Source organism: Binatus sp. (SeqCode) (assembly GCF_035272065.1).
Classification (GTDB): Bacteria; Desulfobacterota; Binatia; order Binatales; family Binataceae; genus Binatus.
The window spans coordinates 1-15,751 of sequence record NZ_DATEQZ010000048.1 but is presented as its reverse complement, the minus strand read 5'-3'; the positions used below and the strand labels follow the sequence as shown (position 1 = coordinate 15,751).

Here is a 15,751-nt window from a genome sequence, read left to right as displayed (position 1 = left end):
CGAAATCCCTCTTCACGCGAGCCGCAAACGGTTCGATTCTAATGTCGCTTCCACCAAAAACAAGCTCGGCCGAGGGACGATTTCCACCCGTTGGCCGCCATCCTGCCGCGACAGTCCTGCTTATCAGAAAGAAGGCGCGCTATGCGACCGGCCGCTGATCCGCAACTCACGACGCGGTTGGCATCTGCTTGAGCTCAACCACGTTGCCCTCGGGATCGCGCACGTAGATCGAAAACCCCGCGCCATGCGCCCCATACCGCATCGTCGGCTCACCCATCACCTCCACGGATTGTCCGCGCAGATAGGCAACGACCTCGTTCAAGTCGCGGGCCTCTACTCCGATGCAGATGTGATCGACGTTGAGTCCTGTCTCGACCCGTGGATCGCCGGCCGGAACCAGGTCGATCATGCTGCGACCGGCACGCAGCTGTATCAACCCAATCTGCGCGATGCGCCGCTCCTCGCGAAGGCCCAAAATGCGCGTGTAGAAGTCGTACGCGCAATTCTGATCGCGGCATCGCAGCACGACGTGATCGAGTTCCGCGACTTTGAGTGGAATTTCCATATCGATTCTCCCGGACTAAACCGGCGTTTCTCGCACTCTGGCCGGAGCTGCATTCGTGGCGCGCGGCGGAAACCAGAAACGCTCGACTTCGGTGGCGCGCACCGCGTCGTCGATCATTCGTGGAATATCGAACCGGGCTTCCGCCGTCTCGACTTCCTCAATTCGCGCCCGCGTCTCGGGATGCGCCGGCACAAACAGCGTGCAGCAGTCCTGGTCCGGTAATATCGAGGTCTCGAAGGTGTGCAGCCGGCGCGCCTGATCGATAATCTCGTTCTTGTCCATCCCGATCAGCGGTCGCATGACCGGGAACGCCGCCGCCTTCTCGATCACCGCGATGTTTTCGAGCGTCTGCGAGGCGACCTGACCCAGGCTCTCGCCGGTTACCAGCACCGTCGCATCCGAACGCTCCGCAAGTGCGCTCGCGATTCGCAGCATGAAGCGCCGGTACAGCACCACACGCAGCGGGCGCAAAGTGTTCGCCACGATCTCGCGCTGCAAGTTTCCAAACGGCACCAGCATCAGCGTCGAGCGCGCCTGCCATCGCGTCAGATAAGCCGCGAGCTCGGCCGCCTTCTCCTTGCTCGCCGCCGAAACGATCGGATGCGCGTGAAAGTGTACGAAGTCCAGCCTGAGGCCGCGCCTCATCATGCGATGCGCCGCGACCGGCGAGTCGATCCCGCCCGACAGCAGCGCCATTCCACGCCCCGTCACACCCACCGGCAGTCCGCCCGCACCCGGTATCTTGCCGGCCGACACGTACGCGGCGTCGCTCATTATCTCGATCGATATCGTGAGCTCGGGCGCGCTCAGATCCACTTCGAAGCCGAGCGCCTCCTGCACTTCGCCGCCGACCGCACGATCGATTTCGACCGAGTTCATCGCGAACCGCTTGTCCTCGCGCTTGGTCCGCACCGCAAAAGTCCGCGCCTTGCTGCCGGTCGCGCGCTTGATCGCTTCGCGCGCGATCGATTCGATATCGCGCGGCGTCGAATAGCTGAGCGAGAAATTCTGCAAGCCAAAAATCAGCGCCGCGCGCTCGGCCGCAGTCTCGTCACTAAGCTCGTCAGGGATTTGCACCAGCAGGCGCGGCCCGACGCTGCGCATATTGCCCAGCCGGTAGTCGCCGAATATGTCGCGCAGATTTTGCTTGACCTGATCGACGAATCGCCACTGATTGCGCCCCTTGAGCGCGATCTCGTGGTATCTGCCAATCAAATATCGCATGTTGTGAATTCGCTTTTTCAGTGACAGACAAGAGGTTAGCCCACGCGCGGGCCTCATTGAAATCCGGCCGCGCGCTTGCAAGATGGGCGCTGCGCGCGATTATCTGTAGCGATGAGTGACGCGCCCGCCTTCACCCGCCACGTCGAGATCATCCGGCGCAAGCTATCCGCCGTAACGCCCGCCCCGCGCGAGGCGCTCGCCAACAAGTCGAACGCCGCCGCTGTGCTGATACCGCTGTTCGAGCGTAGCGGCGAACTTCACATCATATACATCCGCCGCTCCGATCACGCCGCGAGCCATCGCGGCCAGGTCGCGTTTCCCGGCGGACGCGTCGATAGTGTCGATGCGACCCTGCTTGACGCCGCGCTCCGCGAGGCGCACGAAGAAGTCGGCATCCATCCTGCGACCGTCGAAGTGGTCGGCGCGTTCCCCACGATGCAGACGACGACCAGCGGAATTGTCGTCGCACCGTTCGTCGGCGTCATCCCGTCCGACGCGCCGCTGAGGCCCCAACTCTCCGAGGTCGCGCAAATCTTCGACGTGCCTCTGACCGCGCTGCGCGATCCAAATTTTCGCGGCGACTACGAATGGAAGAGCGACGGCCCCGCCACCCGCTCCTCGAAGTTCCCGGCGATTCTCTACGGCGGCCAGACAATCTGGGGCCTGACCCTGCGCATCACGCTGAACCTGCTCGATCTGCTCGATCCGGCAAAGATCTGAAACGTCAAATTCGAATTTCGCTTGTAATTGCACTAATGATGTAATAAGTTTCGGCGCCTAATGCCACAACTCGCACGTCTCGATGGACGCCTTGCCCGCTCGGCTCGCACGCGCCACGCCGTGGTCGGTGCGCTGCTCGATCTTCTTGGCGAGGGCGACCTGCGGCCCACTGCGGCGCGGATTGCAGAACGCGCGGGCGTCTCGCTGCGGCTCGTGTTTCATCACTTCGACGACGTCGAAACCATCTACAACGAACTGGCCGACCGCCAGGCCGAGCGCGTCAAGCCGCTCACCGTGCCGATTCCTGTCGCGCTGCCGTTTGCACGCCGGATCGAGGAATTCTCGGCACAGCGCGGCCGCTTGCTCGAAACGTTGTCGCCTGTGCGCCGTGCCGCCGTGTTGATGGAACCGTTTCGCCCCGCCCTGGCCAAACGTCTCAAGCATGCGCGCGATCTGACGCGAGCGGCAGCGATTGCCGCGTTCGCGCCCGAACTATCAAAACTCGCCGCCGATGAAAAGCGCGCGACCATCGCCGCGCTCGACGTTGCTACATCGTGGGTCGCGTGGGAGCAGATGCGCCGGCATCAGGGCCTTTCCGAAACCGAGGCGCGCGGCGTGATGGCGACGGCCATCCGCGCTTTGCTGACAAATTAAATTTCCAACTGGGAGCCGAACACAATGGGACGCAACATTCTCTTCATCACCACCGATCAGCAGCGCTACGACGCGCTCGGATGCAACGGCGGTACGATCGCGAAGACCCCGGTCGCCGACCGCCTCGCTAGCAGAGGGATCAACTATCGCCGCGCGCACAATCAGAACGTCGTCTGCATGCCGGCCCGCTCGACCATGATTACCGGCCAGTATGTGCGCACGCATGGAGTCGTCGCCAACGGCGTCGCGCTGCCGCCGGATTCGCCGAGCGTCGCCGCATATCTCCACGAGAAGGCCGGATACCGCACTGCGCTGTTGGGCAAGGCACATTTCGAGCCCGCTTTCGATTTGCAGGGGCGATGGTTCGAGAACCAGATGGCGCGCAAGGATTCGACCGGGCCGTATCGCGGCTTCGACCGGATGGAACTCGCAATGCACAGTCCGATCGGCGGATGGCATTATTCGCTGTGGTTGCAGAATAACCATCCCGACGAAATCGCCGGCTTCGCACCAATACTCAGCGCGATGCCGGGTGGCGACACAGGCGCGCCCGAAGTGAAGTACAATCCCGTGCCGCGCGAGCATTACCATACCGACTGGGTGGCCGCGCGCACGATCGCGTACCTCGATTCGCTCGAACCCGGCGACAACTGGTTTGTGTGGATGAGTTTCCCCGACCCGCACCATCCGTGGGATCCCCCGCAGGACGAAGCGCGGCGAATCAACTGGCGCGATCTCGATCTGCCCGCCGGCTATCCCGGCTCGCGCGAGAAAATTGAAAAGATTCTCGCCGGCAAACCGCGCCATTGGCTCGATTGGTACCAGGGCCGCTTCGGCAACTTCGAGGGCGGCCCCGCCAGCTTCGTCCCATGCCAGCTCACCAAGGATCAGATTCGCGAAGTCAACGCGATGACCCACGTCGAGAACGAACTGATCGACCAGGCATGCGGGCGCGTGCTCGCGCGCATCGCCGAGCGCGGATGGGAGTCGCGCACCGACGTGATCTTCACGACCGACCACGGCGAGCTGCAAGGCGACTTCGGCCTGCTCTACAAGGGCCCCTATCACGTTGACGCGCTGATGCGATTGCCGATGATCTGGCGTCCCGCTCCGTCAGCGAAGATCGCGCCGAACGAAGTCGCGGAGCCGGTTGGACAACTCGATCTCGCGCCGACTTTCTGCCAAATCGCCGGCGTCCCTGTCCCCAGCTGGATGCAGGGCAAGCCGCTGCCGACCGCGCCCGGCTCCGGCCGCGAGCGCGTCATCACAGAATGGGACAGCCAGTTCGCCGCGATTGGGATGCATCTGCGGAGCATCTATCGCGACGGCTACACGCTAACCGTTTACGAAAAATCGACGCGCGACTACGGCTTCGATCTTGCCGGCATCCCTCCGATGCTGGCGCCGCGCGCTCCGATACTCGATATCCGCTACGACGGCACCGAGGGCGAGCTCTACAACCTGAGCGAGGATCCGATGCAATGGCGCAATCTGTGGAACGATCCAGCGTACGCAAAGCTCAAGTCCGATCTCCGCGCCGACCTGTACGACAATCTACCGCCGGAGCGCGATCCCAAGCTGCCGGTGGAGGCGCCGGCGTGACGGGCACTGTGACTACATGGCGCAAACCGTGACCCCATTGAAACTGGTCGGGGGCTTCGGCTCCCCGTACTCGCGCAAAATGCGCGCCGTGCTGCGCTTTCGGCGGATTCCGTTCACGTGGATAATGCGTGGCTCGCCCGACGATGTTGGCATCCCCGAGGTCCCTGTCGCTCTGATTCCCGTACTCGTTTTTCCCGGCGAGGCAGGACGCGCCGACGAGGCGATGATCGACTCGACGTTTCAGATCAAGCGGCTCGAAAAGATGTTCCCCGCGCGCTCGATCATCCCGTCCGATCCTGCGCTCGCGTTCCTCGACGCGCTACTCGAGGACTACGCAGACGAGTGGCTCACCAAGCCGATGTTCCACTATCGATGGAAATACGCGGCCGATATTCACAAGGCGTCGCACGTGCTTGCGCTCGACCGCAATCCGCTGATGAGTCGTGAGACCTTGGCGAAGATGTCCAGCTACATTGCCGATCGTCAGATCGAACGGCTGCGCGTGGTGGGCTCCAACGACGTGACAACGCCTGGGATCGAAGCGAGCTACCGCCGCATCCTCGGATTGCTCGATTTACATCTCGTCGCCGGACATCGATTCCTCATGGGCAAGCGGCCCGGCGCGAGCGACTTCGGCTTCTTCGGCCAGTTGAGCCAGCTCGCGCACTTCGATCCCACGCCCGCCGCAATCGCGGCTGCCGAGACTCCGCGCGTGGTCTCATGGGTCTCGCATCTCGACGATCTCTCGTCCCTGGAAGTCGACGACGCCGGCTGGCTCTCGCGCGAGGACGCCGTCGCCGCGCCGCGCCCGTTCTTGATTGAAGTCGGCCGCGTCTATGCTCGCTTCCTGATCGCCAACGCCCACGCGCTCGCCTCGCGCGCGAGCGAAGTGCGATGCGAGATCGACGGCCTGCCATGGGTGCAGCAACCGTTTCCCTACCAGGGCAAATGCCTCAAGTGGTTGCGCGAAGGTCGCCGGGCGCTCAGCGCCGGCGATCGCAAATTCGTGGACTCGGCGCTGGAATCCACCGGCGCCGAATCCATCTTCAGGGAACTTAATTGAATTTGAACCCCACCTTGGGTTTCAAACTTCCTTCGGCAGGGGTGACTCCTGCACCCGCTACCAAAACAAAAGATGCGGGACTTCGTCCCTGTTGGAACGTAAAGGGCGCAGAGCGCTTCGAGGGCATCTCGAAGTAGTCGGACCCGCGCTATCAGCTTGTGGCTCGGGGAATTCCGCGCCAGCTTTCCGCGAAAGCTTCAGCTGGTGCAGAATTCCCCGAGCACACTGCAACGATCCCCTAGAGATTGCCGTCGACAGTCGTCAACAACGACGTGATTGTCGTTCCCATCGTCTGGTAGCCCACGAAAACTACGACCGCTACCGCCGAAAGTATCAGCGCGTACTCAGCCATAGTCTGACCGCGCTGCGCCTCCCGCACTTTTACGAACGCCCTGATTAGAAACTCCGTTGTCCGTGTCCTCCTGCGTTTATTTTATGGCCATTGATTGACCATGGTCCCGTTACTCACTTGTCCCCGACTACCGGTCCAAGATTCCAGGTTGCTGATGTGCCTTCTCTACGGATAGTAGAGCATTCGGCGTGCCATATGAACATTTTGTAGGGTCATGTTAACTCTCATGTAGTGTTAAAACCACGTTTCTTAATTTCTAGCGTGATATTAGCATATATTAGACGTCAACATTAGCTATCAGATACAAACGCATCAAGAGCTTACCAACCACAGGTGATCTGCGACAAATTGAGAAGATTACCATCCGATAACAAAAGGTGTAGCGAAAGTGCTCAATTTGTTGCAACCATGCCGACAAAAGTAGCGTCCAGGGCGGTCACCTCGATAAGTGACTGCGCGAAATCAGGACTTCGCGAGCATCTCGAAATATGACATATCGATCAGATCGGACGGCGCCACGCCGAGCGCCGCGAGGATCTCTTCGACCGCACCGCGGCTCCGCTCGGGATCGTCGTCGTCCGCTATCACCGCCTCGATCTCGCCGAAGTTTCCGAGGTTCGCGACCTTGTCGAGATGGAGGCGCACGTTGTTGCGCATCAGCAGGGTCCGTACTTTTTCAACCACGGCAATCGTGCCGAGCGCATCCTCCAGTATTCGCAGCATCTGCGGCGGGTCGGCGATCCGGACGAGCTCGTAGTTGCTGAGCATCAGCGGGCCACTCTCGTCGCGATGGTAGAAGATCAGAACGGCGGCGCCGTTTTCCTCGCGCAGCTTCAGCTTGCCGTTTGCGACGCGAAAGAAAGTATCGCGCTGATTGAGTGTCGCGCGCCGCGTGTATCCAAGCGCAGTCGCGCGCGCCTCGGCGGCGGCATGATTTACGAGCCGGAACTTTGCTTCGAGGTTTTTCATGTTTTATTGATCGCGGCTGCGCTTGATGAAAAACTTGACAGTTCGTAAAGCGCGCGGATAGGCTCCCACGACTTCGCAACGGCATCATTTTGAGTCTTTCAAGGGAAACAAATCCGGACGACGCCAAACTGGCGGAGGCGGGCTTCGATCCCGCAGTCGCGCCTGCCGATGCGATCGCGAAGCTTCGCGAGCTCAAGGGCAAGGCCGGCATCGCGGACGTTTCAATCGCGCGCGCTCTCGGCAATATAGCCGACACCAGTGCCGCCGCTATGCTCGTCGAAATGGAAACCGGCGCGGCCGGCGCGATTCGGCGCGAAGTCCGTCGCGCGCTGTACAAAATGAAGCAGCACGGCATCGACGCGCCCGAATCCGGTGCCCCAGCGGTCAGCACTGTTCAGGACAACGCCAGTGAAAAAATAGATGCGATGCTCTCGCCGATCGATATCGAAGGCGCGCGCATCGTGTGGATCGTCAAGCCGCGCGTGCAAGGCGGCGTGATCCGGATGTGGGCGCTGATCTCCGAGCGCGACGGTCTCGTCGGCGCGCAGAACACCGGCCTGTCGCGCCGCGAACTGAAGTCCGAGCGCGAAGAACTCGAGCGCCGCGCGCAGATCAAGCTGGTCGATGCCGACTGGCGCGTCGCCGACTTTATCGCGTGCGAGGCCTGGCGCAACACTCCCGAATCGCGCCGCGGCCACGTCGGAAACTTCCTCACGCTCCGCTCCGAGTTGATAGCGTCGCCGCCGCCGACCGAGCTGGTGCATCCCGTGTATGGCGAGCTTGCCGCCGAAGCCGCCGGCGAGCCGTCGGTCGATCTGCTCAAGGAACCGGAATTGCTCGAATGGCGCCTGCCCGACGCGTTCCTCAAACCCTACGTCGACGAGATTGCTCAGGCCGGCGAGAGCGTAATCGTCCTGAGCCCGGTGCACAAGCAGGAGCGCGTGAATGCGGTGATCGATCGCGCAACCGCCCAACTGCTGAGCGGCGACAGCGGCCGGCGAATCCAGCGGCGGCTCGAGGATATCGCGTACTACCTCGCGCGGGTCGGACGCCGCACGCAGGCCGGATGGGCCACGGCGGCGGCGGCGCGTATCCGCGACGGAATCGACGTGACGAAGGTACTGTTCTTCCAGGCTTTCATACGAACCCAGCTCGGCACCGTCGCTGCCGCCGAGCAGCAGAAGGCCGAGGCGGAGCCGCGACTGATCATGACGCCGGCCGAGGCGATGCGCGCGCGTGAGGCCCGCGAAGCACGGACCCGCCGCCGCTAATTGCCGGCGCTTTATCTAAAGCATAACTTTAACATTAACCGAGATTCGCGGGCCTGCACGAGGACAACCACCGATGATCGATCAACAGCCGCTGCGCGGGGTTCGCGTGCTGGATCTGACGCGCGTGTTGGCGGGTCCGTTCTGCACGATGAACCTGGCGGATCTCGGGGCCGAGGTCCTCAAGATTGAGATGCCCGGGCGCGGCGACGACTCGCGCAACTTTGCCCCGATGATGCCGTCGGGCGACTCGGGCTACTTCTATAGCGTCAATCGCGGCAAGCGCAGCATCACGCTCGACTTGCGCACTGAAGAGGGCGCCGCAATTTTCCTCGAGCTGTCGGCAAAATCGGATGTAGTGGTTGAGAATTTCTCGCCGGGCACGATGGATCGTTTCAAGGTCGGCTACGCCCAGCTCAAGGCCGCAAATCCGAAAATAATTCTGTGCTCGATTTCGGGTTTCGGACAGACCGGGCCGAAGACTTCAGCGCCCGCCTACGACATCGTGGCGCAGGCGCTCGGCGGCACGATGAGTATTACAGGCAATCCGGACGGCGAGCCGGTGCGATGCGGCGTGTCGGTCGGTGATTTGTCGGCGGCGCTGTATGGCGTGATTGCGATCATGTCCGCGCTTCGCGTGCGCGACCGCGACGGCGTCGGCAATCACGTCGATATCGCGATGCTCGATTGCCAAGTCGCGATGCTCGAGGACGCGCTCGCGCGCTACTCGGTGTCGGGCAAGATTCCTGGGCGGCTCGGCACGCGGCATCCGTCGATCACGCCGTTCCAACAGTTTCGCGCGGCCGACGACTACTTTGTGATGGGCGCAGGCAACGAGGCTATCTGGATGCGCTTCTGCGACGCGATTGCGATGCCGCAGCTCAAGGACGATCCGCGATTTCTGACCAACGCCGATCGCACCGCGAATCATCCGCAGCTCGAGGCAATCCTCGCGCGCACCTTTGCGGCGCGGCCGCGCGAGCATTGGTTACGACTGCTCGCCGACGCGTCGGTGCCGTGCGCGCCGATTGCCAATGTCGAGGAGGTCACACGCGATCCGCATCTGGCGGCGCGCAACATGATCCTGCACGCCGAGCATAGTGAGTTTGATGGTCTGATCGTGCCGGGCTCGCCTCTGAAGAGCGATGGCGACACCGACATCCCCTCGACGCGCGCGCCGCGGCTGGGCGAGAGCACTGACGAGGTGCTGTCGAGCATCCTCGGCTACGATAATTTGCGGCTGTCAGAACTGCGGCGGCGTAGTATCATATAGCGCTAATGATTCGAGGCGAGCGCCTCTAATGACGCATCGCCGCCAAAGGAGAACGTAGTGCGCGAAGTTGTCATCGTCGATGGAGTCAGGGTGCCGATTGGCAAGGCCGGCAAGGACAAGGGCTACTACAAGGATATCCGCGCCGACGACCTGGGTGCGATGTGCATCCGCCGACTGCTCGAAAAAAATCCTGAGCTCGATCCTAAAGAGATCGAGGACGTGGTCTGGGGATGTGCGAATCAGACCGGCGAGCAGGGTTTGAACGTCGGCAGGATGATCGGATTGCTGTCGGGGCTGCCGGTCGAAGTGGCGGGCACGACGGTCGATCGCCAATGCGGTTCGAGCCTGCAGGCGGTCAACTTCGCGGCGCAGGAAATAATGACCGGCGCGGGCGAAGTCGCGATCGCGGGTGGCGTCGAGCACATGACACACGTCGCGATGGGCTCGGGAATCCTGCCCAATCCCAAGCTGCTCGAGATGTTCCCGCGCGACATGTTCTTCATGGGCATGACGGCCGAGCGGCTGGCCGACATGTACAAGATCTCGCGCGAACAATCGGATGCGTTCTCGCTGCGATCGAACATGCGCGCGGTGGCGGCGCGCGAGCGCTTCAAGGAAGAAATCGTGCCGGTCAAGCTGCCCGACGGACAATTTGTCGACGTTGACCAGGGGCCGCGCGCAGAAACGACGATGGAGAAGCTGGCGGGGCTGAAGCCCTCGTTCAAGCCCGACGGCCAGGTGACTGCCGGCAACTCCTCGCAGTTGAGCGACGGCGCGGCCGCCGTGCTGCTGATGAGTGCGGAGCGGGCGCGCGCGCTTGGCGTCAAGCCGTTCGCGAAGATCCGCGCGACCGCGGTCGTTGGAGTGCGTCCGGAAATCATGGGATGGGGTCCTGTCCCCTCGACGCATAAGGCGCTGGCGCGCGCGGGACTCAAGGTTGGCGACATCGACCTGTTCGAGATCAACGAGGCTTTCGGCGCGCAGGTGCTCGCCTGCAATACAGATCTCAAAATTAACGAAGAGCGGCTCAACGTGAATGGCGGCGCGATCGCGCTGGGACATCCGCTCGGATGCTCAGGGGCGCGGCTGGTGGTGACGTTGACGCATGAGATGCGCCGGCGCGGAGTCGCGCTCGGGGTGGCGACGATGTGTATCGGGATTGGACAAGGCATCGCGACAGTTATCGAGCAGCTATGAACGGCAGGGGACAAGGATTGCGCGCACTGGCCCTCGTGATTTCGGTGGGGTTGATACTGAGCGCATTCTTCAACTTCGACTTCAGTTTTCTGATGGGAGAAAAGCCCAAGCCGCTGCTGCGGCTCGACACTCCGCAACCGGCCACCTCGCGGGTGGAAGAGGGCCTGGACTTCAGCGCGCCTGGTCTCGATGGCAAGGAAATCGACCTGAGCAAATACCGCGGGCATCCGGTGATCGTCGATTTCTGGGCGACCTGGTGCGCGCCCTGCCGCAAGCAGATACCCGAACTGGTCGCGCTCTACAGGAAGTACAACAAGTCGCGCGGCCTGGTGATAATCGGAGTCTCGTGCGACCTGATCCAGGGCGACGGCGTGAAGGCGGTCGCGCCGTTTGTCGAGGAGTTCCAGATCAACTATCCAATCGCGCTGGCCGACGAACGGCTGGTCGACAGCATGGGTGTCGAGGCGATACCGACGACGTTGTTCGTCGGGCGCGACGGCAAGCTGGTCTCGCGAATAGTAGGCGCAGGTCATGCGGGCGAGATCAGCGCGAGCGCAAAGAGACTGCTCGATGGCGTCAAGGGTCGCAGCTCACCGGGCATCCCCAACGATAGCCACGGCAACGTCATAGACATTTCGGTCGTGCAGTAATCTCGTCCATCGAACTGAATTGGCGACCAACGGATGGCGCGACGTCTGGGACCGCTTCAAAGGACGCGGCGCGTACCCGCATCAGCTTGCCTTCCTGCTGCTGCTTCCGCTGCGCAGCCTCGTTTTCTCGCCGCGCGAGCTGGCGGCGCGGCTTCATTTGAGCGCGGACGCCCGAGTGCTGGAGCTAGGCCCGGGTCCCGGGTTCTTCAGCGTCGAGATTGTGCGGCGCATTCCCCGCGGTCATCTGTGCCTGGTGGATCTGCAGCGCGAGATGCTGGGCAAGGCGCGCGCGCGACTCCGCCGGGCCAGCATCGCCAACGTCAGGTTCGTCCAGGCCAGCGCCAGCGCGCTGCCGCTGGCGCGCGAGGCCTTCGACGCCGCCTTCCTGGTCACCGTCCTCGGCGAGGTACCCGATGCTGCAGCGTGCGTGGGTGAATTGCGCGACGCACTTCGTCCCGGCGGTCTGCTGTCGATAACCGAGCTTGCGGGTGACCCCGACGCGATGACCGAGAACGATATCGCTGCGCTCGTCAAGGCGGCGAATCTCGAGCATGCCGAGACTTTCCCGATGCGCTTCGGCTTCACGATCAACTTCAGAAAGCCGTCGGGCTAAGGTCGCAGGGCCGGCCTCTGCCGTTGTGGATTCCCATGCGGGATGCGGGTTAAGATGCCGGCTCAGTGATGGACCCCAAGGAAATCGAGACGATGATCGCGCGCGGGATTCCCGACGCGCAGGTCGAGGTGCGCGACTACACCGGCGGCGGAGACCATTTCGAGGCGCTGGTGGTCAGCCCGAGTTTCGAAGGCAAGGGTCTAATCGAACGGCATCAACTGGTGTATAAGGCGCTGGGCGATGCAATGCACGTGCAGGTGCATGCGCTCACGCTCAAGACATTGACTCCGGCACAGTACCAAAACCGGAGGTAGAGGAAACAAAATGGCGGACATAATCGAAAAGATCGAAGCGGCTGTCAAAGAAAACAAAATCATGATTTTCATGAAGGGCAACCGCAGCTTTCCGCAGTGCGGATTCTCTGCCGCCGCCGTTGCGATCTTCGACGAGCTGGGCGTGCCGTACGCGACGGCTGACGTTCTCAGCGATCCCGAGCTGCGCGACGCGATCAAGCAATACAGCAACTGGCCGACGATTCCGCAGATTTATATCGACGGCAAGTTCGTCGGCGGCTGCGATATTATTCGCGAGCTGCACGAGTCGGGCGAGCTCGAGCCGCTGGTGAAGGCGGCGGTCAGGGCGTCGGCACAGCAGTAGATCGCGTAGTCCGGTACCTGACCCCTAACCATGTGGGAAAGGGAACTATCGCGGAAGATAATACATGCCGCACGGATTTCTGCGGATGGACGTGCTGTCGGGCTGCAAGCAGGAACTCGACAAGAATTTCGATTTTCTGGGGCGTACGATTTGGAGATCTCGGCAGAATCCTGAATCGCGCGCGAATAGCGCGCTGCAATAGGACCCTCACCTTCATCCTCTCCTTTTACAGGGAGAGGAGACAGAAATTACCAGAAGCGGACGCGGCCGGTGTCTACGTGGACGAAGCCAGTCTTAGGGTAGTAGCCGACGCCGCCGGACCGTTGTGCGAGCGCTGCGCCGCGGAGCTGCTCTAGACTACGACCTGGCACCGAAATATCGATCGCCTTGCCTTCTATATGGAGGCTGTGAACGGCGACGCCTTCGCTGTTCGCATGGAGCATCGCGTTGGTCACGGGCGAGCGGTATCCGGAAATCACCTGGAACGATTCGTTAGTGCTCAGCCGATGCTGAATTTGCGTGAGCAAATCGAGCAGCGCGGGATCGATCGGCTTAACTTCGTTGGCGCGGAAATCGCGCAGGATGTAGTTGACGCGATCGAGCTCGCCGGGAATGTAGCGCCCATTTTCCCAGTAAGTCGTGGTCAGGCTTTCACCGGTATGAAGGGCGTAGAACTTGAGCGAGCGGCGTCGAAGCTGGACTGTCGTGCGCGCCAACGCGGCTGCGGGCACAACTAACTGTGCCGCGGCAATCGCCCCTACTCTCAAAAAATTACGCCTTGTTATTTCCACTAATCCCCACGAGCGAGCGACCTTAATCCCCGCTCCACCGAGCTGTCTACTGTAACAATTTTGCGAGGGCGGGCCAATCTCCCCGCCAGCCGCCCTACTTCCTTACCTTCTTGAGCGCCTGCTCGACGCCGGGCATCCGTTTGGGAAGCTCCTTGCCCTGCATCCTGGCCAATACGCCGCCGATGCCGAGCACCATGTGATGCGAATGGGCGTTGCGAATGGCGGTGCTGAAGCCCATCGCGTCCTGCGCGGAATTGACCGCCCACTTGACCATCCGCAGCGTGAAGCGGTCACTCTCCGCGATTCGATTGGCGAGCGCCATCGTTTCCGCCTCGAGCCGCGCGCGCGGCACGACCATGTTGACGAAGCCGAGACGGGCTGCTTCTTCGGCATCGACGAAGCGGCTCTGGAAAAGGATTTCCTTGGCCTTGCGCGGCGCCATGTCCCACGGAATCGAGAAGTACTGCAGGAGCGAAGGCAGGAATTTGGCGTCATCGGACGCGACGACAAGATCCATCGCCGCCGCGAACATCCAGCCGCCGAAGATGCACAGGCCCTGCACCTGCGCGATGGTCGGCTTGTCGAGATCGCGCCATCGCAGTGTGTTGTCGAGGAACATCTGGCGCGAGCGGGCGTACTCGCCGCGGACGCCCTTGGGGAACGGGCGGCGCGCCTGGTCCTCTTTTTCCTCAGGCGTGCCGAGGTCGTGGCCGGAGCAGAAATTGTCGCCGGCGCCGGACAGTATGATGACGCGGACGTCGTCGTCGGCATTGGCCTCGGCGAAGGCGGCGTCCATTTCCTCGAGCAGGCGGCGCGATTGCGCGTTCTTGTAGCGCGGGCGGTTGAGGATGACTTTGGCGATGCGGTCGTGCTTTTCGTAGAGAACTGTTTTGTCTTCCATGGCATCCGTCCTGCGAGAAAGCTCCAAGATGTAGCGCGCTGAACTGACCCCTAACCCATTCCCATAGTGGGAAGGAGAACAAAAGTAAAAGCGTTGCAAGCGCCGCGGCGCGGGGCTTGATTGGGATTCGACGGGTTGGATACGGTCGGAGGCATCCTGGGCGAAGGCGGTGCGAACTTATGGCGCTGTGGAAACCCGATCAGACGTTTTACCCGTCGGCGCGGATGGCGATGCAGGCGCCGCGCGAGCAGCTTGGCTACGTCGTCACGTTCAATCCGACGGCGGACAACGGAAAGCATGACGCGTTGTGCGTGCTCGATCTCGATCCGAAGTCGAAAACCTACTCGCAGGTGGTCGGACGCGCCGGAGTGCCCAACGCCGGCGACGAGCTGCATCACTTTGGCTGGAACGCGTGCAGCGCGGCGCTGTGTCCCTACGCACCGCATCCGCATATCGAGCGGCGCTACCTGTTGGTGCCGGGCTTGCGATCGTCGCGAATTTACATTTTCGACACCAAGCCGGATGCGCGGAACCCGAAGCTGGTGAAGACGATCGAGGCGGAGGAGATCGCGTCGCGCACGGGGTACAGCCGGCCGCATACGGTGCATTGCGGACCCGATGCGATTTACGTCAGTGCGCTGGGCGCGCCGAACGGCGACGGGCCGGGCGGAATATTCCTGCTCGATCATGAGAGCTTCGACGTGCTGGGGCGATGGGAAGTCGATCGCGGGCCGCAGCGGTTCGCGTACGACTTCTGGTGGCATCTCGGCTGGGACGTGGCGGTGACGAGCGAATGGGGCACGCCGAACATGGTCGAAAACGGCGTGGTGCCCGAGTTGCTGCTGGGCAACAAGTACGGACACGCGATTCATATCTGGAACCTGCGCAACCGGCGTCATCTGAAGTCGCTCGACCTGGGCGCCGAGCATCAAATGGCGCTCGAGCTGCGGCCGTCGCACGACCCGACCAAGACTTACGGCTTCGTCGGGGTGGTGATCTCCACCAAAGATCTGTCGGCGTCTATCTGGCTGTGGTATCGCGACGGCGGCGACTGGAAGGTGCGCAAGGTGATTGAGATTCCCGCCGAGCCCGCCGACGAAAGCGTGCTGCCGCCGGCGCTCAAGCCGTTCAAGGCCGTGCCGCCGCTGATCACCGACATCAACCTGAGCCTCGACGACAAGTTTCTGTACGTCGCGTGCTTCGGCACGGGCGACCTGAAGCAATACGACGTGAGCGACCCGTTCAAGCCGAA

The 15,751-nt window shown here is 62.1% G+C and carries 19 protein-coding genes; 13 read left to right on the top strand and 6 right to left on the bottom strand.

Annotation, left to right across the window (positions count from 1 at the left end):
- Nucleotides 1-166: 166 nt before the first annotated feature.
- Together VJX68_RS08630 and thiI are read right to left on the bottom strand one after the other, a co-directional pair.
- The gene (locus VJX68_RS08630; RefSeq protein ID WP_324095272.1) at nucleotides 167-565 is read right to left on the bottom strand and encodes a VOC family protein; all 399 of its coding nucleotides are present in this window, start codon (nucleotides 563-565) and stop codon (nucleotides 167-169) included.
- A gap of 15 nt (nucleotides 566-580) precedes the next feature.
- Nucleotides 581-1,789, bottom strand: coding sequence for a tRNA uracil 4-sulfurtransferase ThiI (gene thiI, locus VJX68_RS08625; RefSeq protein WP_324095271.1), 1,209 nt, complete (start codon nucleotides 1,787-1,789; stop codon nucleotides 581-583).
- A gap of 111 nt (nucleotides 1,790-1,900) precedes the next feature.
- Between thiI and VJX68_RS08620 the strand changes: the two genes are divergently transcribed.
- The 4 genes from VJX68_RS08620 to VJX68_RS08605 are packed head-to-tail and all read left to right on the top strand — an operon-like array spanning nucleotide 1,901 to nucleotide 5,828.
- Entirely contained in the window at nucleotides 1,901-2,509 is a 609-nt protein-coding gene (locus VJX68_RS08620; protein WP_324095270.1) for an NUDIX hydrolase, read from the top strand.
- Nucleotides 2,510-2,569: 60 nt separating this feature from the next.
- On the top strand, nucleotides 2,570-3,163 hold the full coding sequence (locus tag VJX68_RS08615; protein WP_324095269.1) for a hypothetical protein: 594 nt from the start codon (nucleotides 2,570-2,572) through the stop codon (nucleotides 3,161-3,163).
- Nucleotides 3,164-3,187: 24 nt separating this feature from the next.
- A complete protein-coding gene (locus VJX68_RS08610) occupies nucleotides 3,188-4,765 on the top strand; it encodes a sulfatase family protein (protein ID WP_324095268.1) in 1,578 nt (525 codons plus the stop codon).
- 28 nt (nucleotides 4,766-4,793) lie between these two features.
- Nucleotides 4,794-5,828: a glutathione S-transferase N-terminal domain-containing protein gene (locus VJX68_RS08605; protein WP_324095267.1), complete on the top strand. Its 1,035-nt coding sequence runs from the start codon at nucleotides 4,794-4,796 to the stop codon at nucleotides 5,826-5,828.
- Nucleotides 5,829-6,066: 238 nt separating this feature from the next.
- Here VJX68_RS08605 and VJX68_RS08600 read toward each other — a convergent pair whose 3' ends face one another.
- Together VJX68_RS08600 and VJX68_RS08595 are read right to left on the bottom strand one after the other, a co-directional pair.
- Nucleotides 6,067-6,207, bottom strand: coding sequence for a Flp family type IVb pilin (locus VJX68_RS08600; protein WP_324095266.1), 141 nt, complete (start codon nucleotides 6,205-6,207; stop codon nucleotides 6,067-6,069).
- A gap of 435 nt (nucleotides 6,208-6,642) precedes the next feature.
- Nucleotides 6,643-7,149 carry a class IV adenylate cyclase gene (locus VJX68_RS08595; protein WP_324095265.1) on the bottom strand — a complete coding sequence of 169 codons (507 nt, stop codon included), beginning with the start codon at nucleotides 7,147-7,149 and terminating at the stop codon, nucleotides 6,643-6,645.
- An 89-nt stretch (nucleotides 7,150-7,238) separates the two neighbouring features.
- Here VJX68_RS08595 and VJX68_RS08590 point away from each other — a divergent pair, with 89 nt between their 5' ends.
- The 8 genes from VJX68_RS08590 to VJX68_RS08555 all read left to right on the top strand — a co-directional run bounded on the left by VJX68_RS08590 (nucleotide 7,239) and on the right by VJX68_RS08555 (nucleotide 13,009).
- Nucleotides 7,239-8,420 carry a hypothetical protein gene (locus tag VJX68_RS08590; RefSeq protein WP_324095264.1) on the top strand — a complete coding sequence of 394 codons (1,182 nt, stop codon included), beginning with the start codon at nucleotides 7,239-7,241 and terminating at the stop codon, nucleotides 8,418-8,420.
- Between the two features lie 73 nt (nucleotides 8,421-8,493).
- A complete protein-coding gene (locus tag VJX68_RS08585; protein WP_324095263.1) occupies nucleotides 8,494-9,690 on the top strand; it encodes a CaiB/BaiF CoA transferase family protein in 1,197 nt (398 codons plus the stop codon).
- 57 nt (nucleotides 9,691-9,747) lie between these two features.
- Entirely contained in the window at nucleotides 9,748-10,887 is a 1,140-nt protein-coding gene (locus tag VJX68_RS08580; RefSeq protein WP_324095262.1) for a thiolase family protein, read from the top strand.
- Nucleotides 10,884-11,537, top strand: a complete 654-nt coding sequence (locus tag VJX68_RS08575) for a TlpA family protein disulfide reductase (RefSeq protein WP_324095261.1) — start codon at nucleotides 10,884-10,886, stop codon at nucleotides 11,535-11,537. Before VJX68_RS08580 ends, VJX68_RS08575 begins: the two co-directional genes overlap by 4 nt.
- 19 nt (nucleotides 11,538-11,556) lie before the next feature.
- On the top strand, nucleotides 11,557-12,150 hold the full coding sequence (locus tag VJX68_RS08570) for a class I SAM-dependent methyltransferase (protein WP_324095260.1): 594 nt from the start codon (nucleotides 11,557-11,559) through the stop codon (nucleotides 12,148-12,150).
- 68 nt (nucleotides 12,151-12,218) lie between these two features.
- The gene (locus VJX68_RS08565) at nucleotides 12,219-12,464 is read left to right on the top strand and encodes a BolA family protein (protein ID WP_324095259.1); all 246 of its coding nucleotides are present in this window, start codon (nucleotides 12,219-12,221) and stop codon (nucleotides 12,462-12,464) included.
- A 10-nt stretch (nucleotides 12,465-12,474) separates the two neighbouring features.
- Nucleotides 12,475-12,807 carry a Grx4 family monothiol glutaredoxin gene (grxD, locus tag VJX68_RS08560; RefSeq protein ID WP_324095258.1) on the top strand — a complete coding sequence of 111 codons (333 nt, stop codon included), beginning with the start codon at nucleotides 12,475-12,477 and terminating at the stop codon, nucleotides 12,805-12,807.
- A 64-nt stretch (nucleotides 12,808-12,871) separates the two neighbouring features.
- Entirely contained in the window at nucleotides 12,872-13,009 is a 138-nt protein-coding gene (locus tag VJX68_RS08555) for a hypothetical protein (RefSeq protein WP_324095257.1), read from the top strand.
- A 46-nt stretch (nucleotides 13,010-13,055) separates the two neighbouring features.
- On the opposite strand, the gene mepK is transcribed toward VJX68_RS08555, so the two are convergent.
- Nucleotides 13,056-13,574, bottom strand: coding sequence for a peptidoglycan L,D-endopeptidase MepK (mepK, locus tag VJX68_RS08550; RefSeq protein WP_324095256.1), 519 nt, complete (start codon nucleotides 13,572-13,574; stop codon nucleotides 13,056-13,058).
- 118 nt (nucleotides 13,575-13,692) lie between these two features.
- Entirely contained in the window at nucleotides 13,693-14,499 is an 807-nt protein-coding gene (locus VJX68_RS08545) for an enoyl-CoA hydratase-related protein (protein WP_324095255.1), read from the bottom strand.
- A 179-nt stretch (nucleotides 14,500-14,678) separates the two neighbouring features.
- On the opposite strand from VJX68_RS08545, the gene VJX68_RS08540 reads away from it, so the two are divergent.
- The coding region (locus VJX68_RS08540; protein ID WP_324095254.1) for a selenium-binding protein SBP56-related protein at nucleotides 14,679-15,751 on the top strand (1,073 nt) is incomplete at its 3' end.